This window comes from Amylolactobacillus amylophilus DSM 20533 = JCM 1125 (assembly GCF_001936335.1).
Taxonomy (GTDB): Bacteria; Bacillota; Bacilli; order Lactobacillales; family Lactobacillaceae; genus Amylolactobacillus; species Amylolactobacillus amylophilus.
Genome location: NZ_CP018888.1, coordinates 916,280 through 930,856 on the forward strand (window position 1 = coordinate 916,280; position 14,577 = coordinate 930,856).

Annotated in this window: 16 protein-coding genes and 1 pseudogene; 10 read left to right on the forward strand and 7 right to left on the reverse strand. The window is 45.0% G+C overall.

The genetic code is table 11. The features are described from left to right. Positions 1-524: 524 nt before the first annotated feature. The 4 genes from LA20533_RS04840 to LA20533_RS04860 all read right to left on the reverse strand — a co-directional run bounded on the left by LA20533_RS04840 (position 525) and on the right by LA20533_RS04860 (position 3,102). Positions 525-1,178: an Asp23/Gls24 family envelope stress response protein gene (locus LA20533_RS04840; RefSeq protein WP_236693787.1), complete on the reverse strand. Its 654-nt coding sequence runs from the start codon at positions 1,176-1,178 to the stop codon at positions 525-527. Beyond that, complete coding sequence (locus LA20533_RS04845; protein ID WP_054745778.1) at positions 1,178-1,390, reverse strand: DUF2273 domain-containing protein; 213 nt, start codon at positions 1,388-1,390, stop codon at positions 1,178-1,180. The genes LA20533_RS04840 and LA20533_RS04845 overlap by 1 nt, the downstream gene beginning before the upstream one ends. An 11-nt stretch (positions 1,391-1,401) precedes the next feature. Then, on the reverse strand, positions 1,402-1,962 hold the full coding sequence (gene amaP / locus LA20533_RS04850; RefSeq protein WP_056947321.1) for an alkaline shock response membrane anchor protein AmaP: 561 nt from the start codon (positions 1,960-1,962) through the stop codon (positions 1,402-1,404). A gap of 600 nt (positions 1,963-2,562) precedes the next feature. Next, entirely contained in the window at positions 2,563-3,102 is a 540-nt protein-coding gene (locus tag LA20533_RS04860) for a 5-formyltetrahydrofolate cyclo-ligase (RefSeq protein ID WP_056947318.1), read from the reverse strand. 111 nt (positions 3,103-3,213) lie between these two features. On the opposite strand from LA20533_RS04860, the gene LA20533_RS04865 reads away from it, so the two are divergent. From LA20533_RS04865 to LA20533_RS04900, 8 genes and pseudogenes are all read left to right on the forward strand, one after another. Further along, positions 3,214-3,597 carry a YxeA family protein gene (locus LA20533_RS04865; protein ID WP_054745774.1) on the forward strand — a complete coding sequence of 128 codons (384 nt, stop codon included), beginning with the start codon at positions 3,214-3,216 and terminating at the stop codon, positions 3,595-3,597. Between the two features lie 172 nt (positions 3,598-3,769). Then, complete coding sequence (locus LA20533_RS04870) at positions 3,770-4,879, forward strand: GNAT family N-acetyltransferase (RefSeq protein WP_054745772.1); 1,110 nt, start codon at positions 3,770-3,772, stop codon at positions 4,877-4,879. Between the two features lie 88 nt (positions 4,880-4,967). Continuing rightward, positions 4,968-5,339 carry a hypothetical protein gene (locus LA20533_RS04875; protein WP_054745770.1) on the forward strand — a complete coding sequence of 124 codons (372 nt, stop codon included), beginning with the start codon at positions 4,968-4,970 and terminating at the stop codon, positions 5,337-5,339. A gap of 73 nt (positions 5,340-5,412) precedes the next feature. After that, positions 5,413-6,042, forward strand: coding sequence for a histidine phosphatase family protein (locus LA20533_RS04880; RefSeq protein WP_056947314.1), 630 nt, complete (start codon positions 5,413-5,415; stop codon positions 6,040-6,042). 80 nt (positions 6,043-6,122) lie between these two features. Then, positions 6,123-6,359, forward strand: a complete 237-nt coding sequence (locus LA20533_RS04885) for a hypothetical protein (protein ID WP_056947311.1) — start codon at positions 6,123-6,125, stop codon at positions 6,357-6,359. Positions 6,360-6,881: 522 nt separating this feature from the next. Continuing rightward, the gene (locus tag LA20533_RS04890; protein ID WP_056947308.1) at positions 6,882-7,505 is read left to right on the forward strand and encodes a TetR/AcrR family transcriptional regulator; all 624 of its coding nucleotides are present in this window, start codon (positions 6,882-6,884) and stop codon (positions 7,503-7,505) included. A gap of 150 nt (positions 7,506-7,655) precedes the next feature. Next, positions 7,656-8,363 carry an MgtC/SapB family protein gene (locus LA20533_RS04895; RefSeq protein ID WP_056947306.1) on the forward strand — a complete coding sequence of 236 codons (708 nt, stop codon included), beginning with the start codon at positions 7,656-7,658 and terminating at the stop codon, positions 8,361-8,363. Between the two features lie 199 nt (positions 8,364-8,562). Then, positions 8,563-9,894, forward strand: a pseudogene (locus LA20533_RS04900) (NAD(P)/FAD-dependent oxidoreductase). Positions 9,895-10,334: 440 nt separating this feature from the next. Here LA20533_RS04900 and LA20533_RS04905 read toward each other — a convergent pair. Genes LA20533_RS04905 through LA20533_RS04915 form a run of 3 tightly spaced genes read right to left on the reverse strand, consistent with a single transcriptional unit; the run spans position 10,335 to position 12,177 of the window. Then, the gene (locus LA20533_RS04905) at positions 10,335-10,694 is read right to left on the reverse strand and encodes a YccF domain-containing protein (RefSeq protein ID WP_054745760.1); all 360 of its coding nucleotides are present in this window, start codon (positions 10,692-10,694) and stop codon (positions 10,335-10,337) included. A gap of 50 nt (positions 10,695-10,744) precedes the next feature. Further along, entirely contained in the window at positions 10,745-11,608 is an 864-nt protein-coding gene (locus LA20533_RS04910; protein ID WP_056947301.1) for an NAD(P)-dependent oxidoreductase, read from the reverse strand. Between the two features lie 26 nt (positions 11,609-11,634). Then, positions 11,635-12,177 (reverse strand): CvpA family protein, encoded by a 543-nt coding sequence (locus tag LA20533_RS04915; RefSeq protein WP_056947298.1) that lies wholly within the window; start codon positions 12,175-12,177, stop codon positions 11,635-11,637. A 157-nt stretch (positions 12,178-12,334) separates the two neighbouring features. On the opposite strand from LA20533_RS04915, the gene LA20533_RS04920 reads away from it, so the two are divergent. Together LA20533_RS04920 and rsmG are read left to right on the forward strand one after the other, a co-directional pair. Next, positions 12,335-13,555, forward strand: a complete 1,221-nt coding sequence (locus tag LA20533_RS04920) for an MFS transporter (RefSeq protein ID WP_056947295.1) — start codon at positions 12,335-12,337, stop codon at positions 13,553-13,555. A 139-nt stretch (positions 13,556-13,694) separates the two neighbouring features. After that, complete coding sequence (rsmG, locus tag LA20533_RS04925) at positions 13,695-14,414, forward strand: 16S rRNA (guanine(527)-N(7))-methyltransferase RsmG (protein WP_056947292.1); 720 nt, start codon at positions 13,695-13,697, stop codon at positions 14,412-14,414. Positions 14,415-14,577 lie beyond the last annotated feature (163 nt).

A 14,577-nucleotide genomic window follows, 5' to 3' on the forward strand; every position in this document is an offset into this window, starting at 1 on the left:
TTGGTGGAAATGGTTATGTTGTGTTGGGATTTGTAAATGTGCTCCACCTCGCAACTTCCTCCGCCTAACTTCTTGTTTTACCAATTACGTTGTAATTGATAGCCAAGTTCGTTAGTGCTCAGAAGCTGGGCGCTCGGTGTCGCAACTTGTAATTGTGCTCCTGGACATAACTTTCTCCGTCTAGTTTCTTGCACTTCAAACTACTGCGTAGTTTTTGAGCAAGTTCACTAGTACTCGAAAGCTAACCATGTCCTGTCGCAACTTGTAATTGTGCTCCACCTCGCAACTTCCTCCGCCTAACTTCTTGTCTTACCAATTACGATGTAATTGATAGCCAAGTTCGTTAGTGCTCAGAAGCTGGGCGCTCGGTGTCGCAACTTGTAAATGTGCTCCAGGACATAACTTTCTCCGTCTAGTTTCTTGCACTTCAAACTGCTGCGTAGTTTTTGAGCAAGTTCACTAGTACTCGAAAGCTAACCATGTCCTGTCGCAACATTCTATTCTACCCTTGGTTCCTCATTATTCTAGCGAATCTGTTCCGCACGGCTTCTGCTCTTATCAACGGCACGCTTTGTTGCCTCAGTTGCTTGTTCAGTCTTGTCTGAGATGAACTCGCCAGTCTTTTCTGTTGCGCGACTCAATTTATCCTGCACTGTGTCGCTTTGCTTCTCGTGTTCTTCTCTAGTCATCACATCGACCACATTTACATTTAGTTCCACCACATCCAGGTTCGTCATTTGGTGAACCTCTCTTTGAATAATGTCCTTCATCTTATCATAGATTTCTGGAATCCGTTTCTGGTACTCTGCAACGATTTCTAGGTCAACGGCAACTTGTTTCTTGCCAACTTCCACATCGATACCGCTTGTCGTTTGATCCGTGTTTACCAGTTTGCTAGTAATATTAGAGAAGAAGCCGCCATCAACACTAAGCAGACCATCAACTTTATCGAGTGCAATACCAACAATCTTCTGGATTACTTGATCATCAAAAGTTAAATCACCCCGAATCTGGCTCTTTGAGCTATCTTTAGTCTGATTTACATCCTGTGTGCTCAAACTTCCTGAATCTTTCTTGCCCGTTTGCGTGGAATCGATTTGGCCAGTCTCTGTTCGCACCTGCTCGTTGATATCTTTTGATGTTAATTGGTCCTTGCTTTTTGACATTGTTTTATCCATTAATTTGATCCTCTTTTCTTTGTTGAATTCTGTTTGATTTTCTGTAAAATTCCAGACTGCTGTAACTTAAAGGCTAAATAAGCACCAAGCACAGTCAATATGAGCACTAGGATGGTTTTCCAAAAACCGATTGTGAAGATTAACGTTGCCAGAATCAAGCCGACAACCGCACCGATGATGGGAAACCGGTATGTTCTAATCATCTCTTCCATAGCTGATCCTCCTAAACTACACGGGGTGCATTGCGCTTGTTACCAGACTTGAAGTCCTTCAGCTCAATCTGAATCTTCTTCTTATCCTCAATTCCAAGTAGGCTATGCAACTCCGTCTCGATTCGATTAATCAACCGACTACTTTTCTCGCGTGCATTGAAAATTGGGCGGAGCGTCCCATTCACCGAAACCTTGATTTTGTTCCTGGTGAGGCGGGTCTTGACCGAGTGGTCTACAATCCAGTGCTCCTGCTCAAGGATCGAGTTCACGAAGCCATCGATGGCCTTCTTATCAATCGTCAGCTGTCCGGCGTCTTTCTTCACCAAACGAGTTTGCGCATCAATTGGCCAGAAGATGATGATGAGCGCCAGGATTAGCAATATGATTAGCGCGACCAGGCTCCCCCAGAAAAGGTAGTTGACTATTGGTGCTGAGAATAGGGGATATCTCACCGGGAGAACTAGTGAGAACGGTAAAGACACTGCCCGTTGATTAGCAATGATGTTTGCTAACAACAGGGAGAAAAGTATCAGAATAATGAATAGAAACACAATTTTTTTCGTTCTTGTCATAGGCTCACCCTCTCTGTTGTTCTGGTGTTTCGTATCCAATTCCATTATAGCGAGAATCGAGGACCTAAATAAAGAAAAACGAATTATAATCATCAGTAAAATATAATAACAATGTTTTATAAATTGTGCAGGTAAAGAAAAAGTGTCGGAGGAAATAATGGAACTTTCCCGTGGCACTATAATTGAGTATTACTTACATTTATTTATTGTAGCTTAGTTGTGAGATATTTGAGCTGTAGGAAGTGATTGATTCTAGTTAATTACCTCCCATGAGGCCCTTCAAACCTGATATTGTACGGTCAGTATCATACACAGGGTTGTAACCTCCGCGATTGTTGCTGTTTGGCAATTTTATAATACCTACAGTGAATTCATGCGGATTAAAACTCATGGGAATAAGAATACATCCGCATTCGCGGGTTATGGTATCTGGTATAGCGCATTCTTTGGTGTAATCATGTTATCTCTCAGTATTGCCGCATTCACGGGTGCCTTTAAGTAAGCAATCAAGTAGTTTAGTAGTTTATCAAATATTCCTAGTCACAAATGTAAACTGGTGCTAGGCTATTTATTTTGCCCAGATGAGTCGTTAGACGGTGGTTACGCTAATATCAGCTCCTGAATTGGGATATCGAATGGCTCAATCTGCCACTCCGCGGTGGCAAATTGCATTGCAGTTGGAACCAGTGCTACAGTCTGACCTGGGTAGTGGGCCAGAAAGCGGTCGTAATAGCCGCCACCAAAGCCAATTCTGTAATGACTGTCTGTTGCAAAGCCGATTCCGGGCACGATCATGAGGTCAACCTCATTGTTGACGCGTCGTTCTTCGTAGCGTGGTTCCGGGACACCAAATGAGCTTAGCACCAGCTCGTCTTTTGCAGTGTGTTCAATAAAGGCCATCTGCCGGTTAGGCAGCGTCTTCGGGAGGTATACGCGTTTCCCTTTCCGCCAGGCTGCTTGAATGATTAAACTGGTCTCGACCTCGAGCGCGCCGGAGTATGTGATGCCAATGCTTTTGGCAGACTTGAATGTTGGGTGAGCGAGTAGCAGTTGCGTGAGGGCTAAACTCTCTTTTTTCGTGGTGAATTGAGCCTGTTTGAGGCGATATAGTTGGGTGGTTCTAAATTCTTTTTTAGTCAAATGTATTCCTCCGAGTGACAAGATTGTTAGCTAGCTGTAAGTTAAATGCATTTCTCCTACTGCTGGTTCTTGCTAAATTATTGGCAGACAAAAGGTTATAGGAGGTAGAACATGAAGAAGTTAGTAAAGTTAGTAATTATGGTGGCAGGCGTCCTGGTGTTATTGGGTAGTGCGGCATTTATGGTCACGTCAAACAGCTCGGGTGTGGTTGCTCAAATAATCGATAAGTTAAACCCCTTGGTTAATGAAAGTAGTGCGTATGTCAAAACGGGAGTGGAACCAATCAGTCGTGATGATCATGACATGCCAACTTACCGTTTCGAGACGATTGATCATACTGGTGACAGTCTAACGTTAGACGTCATGGGAATGAAGGATTTTCTGCCAGACCACTACCTGAAGATTACACATAAGGGCCGCTTCGTGGTGACGTACGAGGAAGTTTCGCTGAGTGAGATTCCCACTAGTTTGCGGACTAGGGTAGCTCAAATGTAATATTCATAATCTACTGCACTAGTATAGCATGTGAATAATTAAGTCCAAGCCTTTATTTTGCCGAGTTCATTGGTACAATTAGACTGAAAGCGAAAACATAAGAGGTCGAACAGGATTAATGATGAATGATGAGCTAACGAGTGAAGAGCGGGCGAGCTTCTAACAGTTATATTTGCAGGCATTTCAAAAGGTTGATGACGTGTGGACAAGAGCCGCTTTTTGGGCCAGATTTAACCATGCGGCGGTTTATCGTACAACCGTAGGAGAGCGGGTAATCGCCGGGTTGTACGCCATTAATTTACCTGTTTCTTTCGTTGGGCGCCAGTTGGCCATGCGGGGGATTGGTGTTGTCATGAGTGACCCAGTGTTTCGCGGCCAAGGTGGCCCTAGCAAACTGATGCGTCAGGCATTGGTGGAGATGGATGCCGCGCAGGTGGAACTGTCTTATCTCGCTCCGTTTTCTTATACTTTCTACCGACGCTTTGGCTATGAGCAAGTATTTAACCGGACTACGACGACATTTAAGCGGCAGGAGTTAGTGGCCCCGGATCTGAGTTCGGATGTACAATTTAGCACTGCATCTTTCGCCGCAGTTGTAGAGAAATTACAGGCGTTCTATGCTGCCAGAGTCCAGGATCTACGTGGCGGTTTGGTGCGGGATGACTGGTGGTGGGATTATCTGGTGACCCGTTATAATGAGCGTCAAGTACTGTTGTGTCAGGGTGCTGACGGTGGATTATTAGGCTATACCCTGTACGTTGAAACGCCTAACGAGATTCAGGTAGTTGAACGCGTGGCCGTGAATGCTCAAGTTAGCAATACGCTGCTCGTTTATCTGAACAATCAGTTAGATGAAGGGCAGCAATTAAGCGTGGTGACTCCAAATTCTATGTATTTTGGGCTTGAGCTGCCAGAACCGGACCTAGCTACCACCGCTGTTACTCCATACATGATGGCGCGAATTGTGAATATTCAGAGTTTCGTCAGACAATATCCTTTTAGCGCAGATTTCGCTGAAATTAATATCAAATTAACCGATCCCGTAATCGAGCGCAATAACGGTGTCGGGCGGTTTACGCCGGGAAGCCTAACCAAAGCTCCCGCTCAACAACGTCCTGATTTAGAAATTTCGATCACCCGCTTTAGTCAGCTGATGCTCGGTGCTGTCACATTACAGCAGCTAATAGACTGGCAGCAGGTAATTGTTAACGATGACAAGCGGGCGCAGCAATTCGCTTTGACCCTAGTACAGACAGAACCTGAGCTCGTTGACTACTTCTAATTCGTGGCTTTTTACACCTAAAATAAAGCGCTTTTTTGATACTTAATATGTTAAGATGGATGAGTATTGAACAGGATGGAGTAGAAGAATGGGATTTATACTACAGATACTTTCATATGTTTTCTTTGGGGCGTTATTTCTCTTCGGACTACTGGCGTATTTCAAGGACCGGAAGATGTACCCACAATATCTGGTATTGTTCCGGTTAAGTATCAGCTGCATGATCGTTGTCGTGACTTTGCAAATCTTCTTGGCCATCAAATTTCCATTGTCACTGATCCTGTGGTTCTTCTTCCTAGATGTACTCCTGAGCATTCGACACGTCATCAAGCTCGTCGGTGCCAAGAACGCACAATCTGCCCGTAACCACCGGTTGCTAGCCGTAATCTTTGGTGTGGTTGCTCTAGTAGTCTTGATTGTATTGGGCGTAGTGAGCTATTTGCTTAGCGCAGTACTGTGAGGCTTATTTGCTGGCAAATTAACGTCTGCTTTCATTTCTCGATAAAATTCAGCTTAACGGAGGTCATTTTCCCATGGACTTAACCCTTATTCGACACAGTAGGAGTACTACTAATGCGCAGAACCTGATTTCTGGTGCCGGCTTTGATGCGCCCTTATCTCCTGATGGCGTCGCCTATGCGCGAGCGGTCAGTGAAGTATTTGACGAACAAAAATTCGATGCTGTCTTTGCTAGTCCCTTACAGCGGGCGCTAGAAACAGCTGAAATTTTGACAAAAGGCAAGTGGGAAATTGCGACCGATCCCCGGGTGGAGGAGATGCACTTTGGCCAGTGGGAGTCACAAGATCCTGATCCATTGCGCTTACAGTATCCCGATGCCTTTGATTACATGGGGATGCTCAATAAGAACTTCTCACAGTATGCCCATGAGGCTGAGAGCTATGACGATCTAGTACACCGAGTTGCTGATTTCGTAGCAGATTTGAAGCAAGATTATCCAGACAAAAAAGTGCTGGTAGTCTGCCACGGCTTGACTATTCGTGGCTTCTTCGCCGCGATTTTCCACGCTGAGATGGATTCGTTCGTGAACGTGGGCAACGTGACAGTTAATGAAGTACATCTGGATGAGAACGAAGGGTTTAGCCCACGACTCTACTCATTTAACCGCGAGCTGGTGTCCGCGGATGATTTCTTCAACAGATAAATAGCGGTTGTTTTTCTTTACCGGCTAGCTCATAGTAGTAATATGTCAATATACATTAAGAGACGAAATGGAGCGCGACGATGGAAGATAAACAAGTAAAAATCAAGACAGATTATCAAAGACAACAAATTGGAATTGAATTTTCAAAAAATTTAGCGGACTCAAACGAGCGTGGCTATATTTTATCTGCCGCGTTAATGTCCTACTGCGCAGGCATCAAGATGGACAAACAAGAACTGATCGAATTAATCGATACCCACTACGATGCCTACACCAAGCCGAAAGACGACTCTTTGTTCGGTAAGCTAAGTGATTAAATAAAGAACGAAGTTATATAAAAACAACCAAGCCAATCCAGTAATCTCTGAAAAATTGGTAGCAGGGGGTTGTTTTTTTTATTTTGCCTGTTATATTTAGTGACTGTGGTAATAAAATTACCTTTCAGGTTTAAAAAATGTTATTTTTTGAGCAATTTAGTTCTTTTTGAAAAATTTATTTTGTGAAGAATTGCGCAATTATTAAAGTGGTTATTCTGCAAAAACGGTTCCCCGCCTACCCTTGAGCGAGAACGGCTGAGAGTAATCGCCTTGGTAACTTTTCTTCGCAAAATAAAACCCTCGTTATTAAAACGATATTTAAATAACACTGATATGTTTAAGGACTGTTTCATATTTAAAGGTTTCTAATGGACACCAAAATAAATTGTTGATAGTATTAAATTACAGCTTGATATTATCGAATTTTGAGCTGCTCCTTAAACAACGTTGTGTTATTAAAAAGACTATTATTTGGAAAAATAACAGATATAATGAAAGTATACAGATATAGGAGAAAGAAAAATGGCTAGAAAAAAAGAAATATTCAAACAGCAAATTTTGGACGTTGCATACAAGATGGCAATTGAAAATGGTGTTGATTCCCTTACAGCCAGAAAAGTTGCCGAGGCAGCAGATTGCTCTACTCAACCAATCTACCTTGAATTCAAGAACATGAACGATTTACGTCAACAAGTGCTCGCAATGATTCAAGATAAGTTGCAGAGTAAAGTGTTTGAAGAATCGTTTACCGGCGACCCCCTTATCGACCTCGAACTTTCTTACATCCACTTCGCTGCGAAACACCCACAATTATTCCGTGCAATGTATGTCGAAGGTAAATTTGGTAGTGCAAACATTTCTGATTTCTCAATGGAAATTGGCTTGAAGAAACTCGAGGAATCATACCCAGAGAATGGCTTCAGTGATGAGAAAAAGAGAAATATCGTTACTGGTAGCTGGATTATTGCGACCGGTATCGGTGCATTGGTTGCAACTGGCATGATTGAAATTAATCAGGAACAAATGGTTGAAATCTTGACGGCACAAGTGAACGACTTCATCTTGAATGATCGTTTCTCAGAGAGTCAAGAAGAGAGCACGTTCGAAGAGAAAGAAAAACGTTCAATCTCAGATATGCTTGGCTAAGCAATCGCCAATCGTCTAGTTTCACGAGGTGTGGACAGAATTATCTGTCAGCACCTTTTTTACTTGGCTAAATTAATCAATCACAAAAGAACGATGTAGACGTTAATTATTGCTATAATTTAAGTATGATAATAGTTGATTGGAGAGGCTATGCTAAACCTACATATAGAAATTGAACAAATTATTATTCGTATCCTGCTTGCGGCCCTGATTGCGGGCGCCATCGGGTGGGATCGGCAGAAGAAGAATCGTCCGGCGGGAGTCCAAGTACACGTGCTCGTGGCTATCGGAGCCGCGGTTGTGGCGATGATTCAACAGGAGCTGACCCTTCAGGCGATTAGGATGGCTACCGAGAATGCTGATGTCTCGAATTTCGTGGCAAACGACGCTGCAAGGATGATTGCGGCTGTTGTGAGTGGGATTGGTTTTCTAGGCGCAGGTACGATCGTGGTGACCAAGCGGGTTGTGCGGGGCCTATCAACCGCTGCGTCGCTTTGGGCTACCGCAGCACTCGGGATTGCTGTGGGGATGGGGTATTATCCCATTGCAATTATCGGTGGCGTGGCACTCTTTTCTGCGCTGCTATTCCTTGAACGTATCTTACGCGTGGATATGGGTACGGATATCGAGATTAGACTGATTGGTACAGCGGGAACAGAGGCCGTGGTGGAGCGCTTCTTCACCGAGCACAAGATTCGCTTCATCCCGAAGGACTTTCAGGTAGAGGAAGTGGAAGCTGGTAAGAGTTTCGTAGTTAGCTATGCGATTAAGCGCCCCCAGAGCTTGACGTACCCTAAGCTAGCGGAACAACTGTTAACGGTACCAGAAGTCAGTGCGGTGAACTTGACGAGTTACTAAAGACGATGCTGCATAATTAAATTGTCTACGAAATAATTTTTACGGCGAAAACGTTATCTAATGCTTGGCTAGATAGCGTTTTTTCGTACGCTGAACAGGATAATATTAATAATGTAAGCGTTGACAAGTTTGTGAGTTAGTTTTCAATAGGGGGTGTAATTTAAAAATCCTAGCGGATGAAAATTGGGGGGCATTATTCATGAAAGTTGCAGTAATTGGTTGTACACATGCAGGCGTATTTTCAGCACAGACTATTTTACAAGAGCAACCGGACTGGGAAGTTACGGTGTATGAACGAAATGATAACCTCTCATTCCTTTCTTGTGGGATCGCGCTTTGGGTAGGCGACCACGTATCAGACCCGAAGAAGATGTTCTATTCAAGTCCTGAATCATTGGCGAGCCTTGGCGCAAATATGAAGATGGAACACGATGTTTTGAGTGTGGATGTTGATGCAAAGAGCCTGGTAGTCAAGGATCTGAAGACCGGCGTAGAGACAAAAGACACATTTGATAAGTTAGTAGTCACAACGGGATCGGCACCCGTAATTCCGCCTATTGAGGGAATTGATAATAAGAACGTAATGCTTTGCAAGAACTACGCGCACGCAAAGGCATTAAAGGATATCGCACCAAGCATTAAATCGGCTGTAGTCATTGGTTCTGGCTACATTGGAGTAGAGATTGCCGAACAATTTGCTGTGACAGGTAAAGATGTAACGTTGTTCGATGCATTGCCAAGGGTGCTGGCAAAGAACTTTGACAAAACAATAACCGACCGGGTACAAAAGGACTATGAGGACCACGGCGTCAAAGTACAGCTAGGCGAAAAAGTAGTTGGTTTTAGCGGTGATAATGAAGTCACGGTGAAGACGGATAAAGGTAGCTATACTGCTGATATCGCTGTTTTGGCAGTAGGTTTCAAGCCAAACACTGGCCTGTTGAAAGGCCAATTGGATATGGAACCAAACGGCGCAATCATCACGAACGAGTACATGCAGACGAGCAATCCTGATGTCTTTGCAGCCGGAGATGCGTCGGTTGTATAATATAACCCAACCGGCAAGGATGACTACATTCCGCTGGCAACAAATGCTGTACGACAGGGAATCTTAGTTGGTAAGAACATCGAGAAACCGACCGTGAAATATCTGGGCACGCAGGCAACTAGTGCTGTTGCACTGTTCGATAAGACATTAGCGGCATCTGGTTGAACCGTTGATGGTGGTAAGGCAAGAGGAATCGAGTTGGTGAGTGTTACTCTAGAGCAGGATTACCGCCCAGAATTCATGTTGAGTACTGAGCCAATTCTGATGATTTTAACCTGGGATAAAGAGACCAGGGAAGTTAAGGGAGCACAGTTCTATAGTAAATATGATTGCGCCCAATCTGCTAATGTGATCTCGTTAGCGATTCAGAAACACATGATGATTGATGAGTTGTCGATGGTTAACATGTTCTTCCAGCCAAATTACGACCAGCCAGTGAACTACGTTAACGCATTAGCAATGGAAGCAGCTGCCAGAGCGTAGTTGAGCATCGGTTATCACAAAATAATATAACCGTTCTGCTGAGGGTTGAGTCACTCAGAGAACGGTTTTTTTTGACGAAAAAATTTGGTGAGAGGCAATAAAAATCCTACCAATCAGCGAAATTGGTAGGATCTGGCTTAGGGAGAGAATTTCTGAAGGGATTTATTTATTCTTACGTTTAATGATTAAAAATATTGTGGTTGCAACTGTTGCCGCGCTTGCGGCAGCGACGCCATAGTGTAATTTTCTTCTTTGCTTAGTTTCTGTCATCTATGTGCCTCCTATTTGGCTAATCATAACCATCTGTTCTAGGTATGATTACATCATAGCGGACAAACATAAAGAAAAATGCAACTTTGTGTAAAGTAAACGTTCAGAAAGTATGAAGAATCCCCATATTAGTTTATGAAATAGTAAAGGGGGAGCAGGGGCAGTCTGAACTAGACAATCGTGGCGCCAAATGGGCGTAATGACAGGCCCGCAAGCTTTAATGATTGTTTGGCGAAAGGAATACCAATGATGGTGATAGTTAACAGAAGAGCGCTAGCCAGATGGGTTAAAGCGAGTGGCAGCCCTGAAATCAGTAACCAGATCACATTAACGACAAAGTTAGTGGTCGTTGTGTGGTAGACCACCTCCTTGTTGAATGGTGCAAGTGAGAGCCGGGCAAACTTGAAGCACTGCACGCCAATGGGGAGCCCAACGATTGTAATGGACCAGAGCAAGCCCGCCCCAAACCAAGCCAGAGCCCCACCTAGGCCACCGAAAATAAACCAAATAATATTACCGATTAATTTCATAACGGAACTCCCATCTAAGCTGACCCAAATTCACTAGAGATTACGGGCGACTAGCCCTCGTAATACTTGATTAATGCCTGTGTGCCCAAATCACCGAGGCCATCTTCATCCTGTAACTTCTCGTATAATTTCTTCGCGAGTTCAAGCATCGGCAAGCTAATCTCCATCTGCTCCGCTTCCTCAATTGCTAGGCGCAGATCCTTGATGAAGTGCTTGATGTAGAATCCGGGGGCGTAGTCGCCGGCGAGCACGCGTGGTCCGTAATTCTGGAGGCTCCAGTTAGCAGCAGAACCGCCAGAGAGGGTGTCAATCACTGCTTGTTCGTCCAAGCCAGCTTTCTTGGCGAAGGCCAAGGTTTCGCTCATACCAAGCATGGTTCCGGCAATCATGATCTGGTTGGCCAGCTTTGTTCTTTGGCCACTACCTGATCCGCCGAAGAGGTGCATTGACTTGCCCATCGCCTGAAAAATTGGGAGCATGGACTCGTAGGTCTCAACTGGGCCACCAACCATGATAGTTAACGCGCCTGTTTTGGCACCCAAGTCCCCACCGGATACTGGGGCATCTAAAGCCGCAATGCCCAACTCCTGTGCAGTTTGGCTAATTCGTTCGGCTAGGCGTGGGCTGCTAGTGGTCATGTCAATAACTGTGAGGCCGGCATGTGTACCGGCGAAAACACCGGTGTCACCGTAGTAGACTTCTTGAACGTCTTTTGGAAAGCCAACAATGGAGATGATGACATCGACCTGAGTTGTGAGTACCTTTGGCGTATCCGCCCATTGTGCGCCTAAATCTAGTGCTCTTTGTGCATGTGCCTTGGTGCGATTATAGACAGTCACATCAAAGCCATTCTTGATTAAGTTGGCAATCATGCCCGTCCCCATCACACCTGTACCGATAAATCCAATTTTCATTATTCTTCCTCCTCGTTACGCCTAAATTAAAGTAGTGATAATTGTAAACCGCTTGCGTCAATACCAAAGATACTATTAAAGATGTTCTGTGACAAACCGGGGGTCTCATAAAGCATGAACCGCAAGAATTGTGAGTCAACTGTTTGTTGGATGAACCAATCAATCTGGAGTGCATTGAGCATCGATAAGACCAGATAGCTGACGAAGTAGGTGATGATAAATGAGACAACTGCGCCGGCGACGCCGTCGATCCAGGAAATGAGGCCACGCTTTTTCGCGGAGGTGGGCACGAGCCGGGTGATGAAGCGGACGACGATTTTGCCGAGCAGCATGATCAGTAAGAATGCAATGAAGTGGTAGAGCATCTTATCGATTTCCGTCGCTTCAACCAGTGGCTTCTGCATGATGTTGACCATGATCCACGTACCAAAGTCTGTGTTGAACATGCTAGCGGCGACCACGGTAAAGAAAAAGCCGATCAGGCTAACGATGCGCTTGGTGAAACCAAGGCGATAGCCGGCTGTTGCCGAGAAGATAAGCAGTAGAATAACAATAATGCTGATAATCATAAAAAATCCTCCTGCTGATATTATACTGGAAAGTAGTTTAATAACCCTAGTTTGTGTTAATCTTTTAAAAAAGATATAATTCTTTATTGCTGAAGCGATGTTTGACTGAGATTAGCAACAACCATCTCAGCCTTTTTTGTTGACCGGAGTACAAATAATGATTAACAGAGATTGGCGCACACAAATTACCACGATGATGACGAGCCAGGCGATTACCATGCTGGGCTCGTCAATCTCGGGCTTTGCTATCGTGTGGTATATTGCCTTACAAACAGAGAGCGGCGTTTGGATGACGTATGCGACGCTAGCTAACCTGATACCCGGAGCAATCGTCTCCTTATTCGGTGGCGTCTTTGCCGATCGTTATAATAGGAAATTTCTGGCGATTTTCTCGGATATGGGAATCGCCCTAATCACACTGGTCATGGCACTGCTCTATCAGATGGGCTACCAGAGCCTCTGGTTATTGCTAATCCTGTTGGCGGCTCGTTCCGTTGGGACGGGAGTCCAGACGCCGGCGGCCAGTGCATTAGTCCCCCAAATTGTACCAGGGGAGCATCTCCCCCGCGTTAACGGACTAAATCAGACCATTAATGCTATATCACAATTGGCGGGGCCGGCCCTCGGCGGGGTGGTGTTTGGCTCGCTTGGTTTACTAGGAAGCTTCTGGATTGACGTGATTACCGCGACGATTGGTATCTCGATCTTCAGCTTCGTGAAGGTCCAGAATATCAATAAGGAGCGTGAGCTCGAGTCCGTCTTCAAGGAGATGAAAATCGGGATAAACTATGTGAGACGGAGTAGGCTATTAACGTACTTGTTTGCCAGCTTCTTCGCCTTCTGGATTTTAATTACACCATCAGCGTTTCTAGCGCAAATCTTTATCGAGCGGACCTATCCGGGAAACGGGGTCTTCAACTTAACGGTGATGGAGATCGCCTGGTCCGTAGGTTCGCTACTCGGAGGTATTGCGGTGTCGTGGCACGGTGTCATTCAGAATAAGATTCGCATGATCTTCTTAGTGATGGCGGTTGACGGCTTTGCCTTTGGGCTAATGGTGTTCATGCCAAATAACTGGCTCTTCTCGCTTGTTATGATGTTTGGTGGCCTCTTCATGCCATGGCTGAGCACCGCACACACGACGCTGTTGCAGGAGACTGTTGAGCCAACGATGATGGGCCGAGTCTTCTCGGTCGTGAATATTATCAGTATGACGGCGATGCCGTTAGGAATGGTGGTCTTTGGTCCCTTAGGTGACGTGATTGATTTGAAGATAATCTTTGCTGTGACAGGCTTACTCTCGATTGTACTGGCTGCCTGGTTTTATGCACGAATGCACCATTTTAAAATCGAGAAGCATACCGAGAACTCATTATAATAATATTTTGCAGAAGTGCTTTGACTCAGTGGCAAAAGTAACTCATAATTGAGACTGTGAAATCACCGAAATGGCATTGCTTGCCTGTCTTAAATGGAGTACATTATTAGTTGTGAAACACAAGTTTCACGGGAGAAAAATGAAACCTGAAGAATTCAAACAATATCTAGCAGATCGGGGAGTTGAGCTGACAGACCAAAAGGTCACTCAATTCCAGCAATACTTTAAATTCCTGGTAGAGACGAACGAACACGTCAATCTCACCGCCATTACAGCTGAAGAGGACGTGTACTTGAAGCACTTTCTTGACTCGATTCTACCTCTATTGGAACTACCAGCAGCATTTGTGCAAAACGCACGGGTAATCGACATTGGTGCTGGGGCTGGCTTTCCATCGCTACCAATCAAGATTCTCCGTCCGGACTTAACCGTGACAATCGTGGACTCACTCAACAAAAGAATTAAGTTCTTAGGTGATCTAGTGATTATGCTCAGCCTGGACAACGTGGAACTCGTCCACGGACGTGCCGAGGATGTGGGGCAGGATCGTCGCTACCGGGAGAAATACGACTTAGTGACGGCGCGCGCAGTTGCGCGGCTGAATACGCTCAGTGAATATTGCCTGCCGTTTGCTAAAGTTGGTGGTGCGTTCGTGGCCCTAAAGGGGCCACGTGGTGAGTCTGAGTTACAGGATTCAGCAACGGCGATTGCTAAATTGGGTGGTAAGTTGCGCACCAATCAGGTTGTGACTTTACCAGAGACCGCTGAACAGAGAATGTTGACGGTAATCGATAAGGTCAAGGCGACACCAAAGAAATATCCCCGCCAAGCAGGGATGCCTAACAAGAAACCATTATAAACAAGTAGCGCCACAAGCTGGTAAGGCCCTGAGCACTTACGAAGGCAATAAAGCGTGAAACGCTGCGATTGGCCAGTAAGGTGAAGGGGACTAGCTTGTGAAACACAATTAAACAAGTAGCGCCACAAGCTGGTAAGGCCCTGAGCACTTACGAAGGCAATAA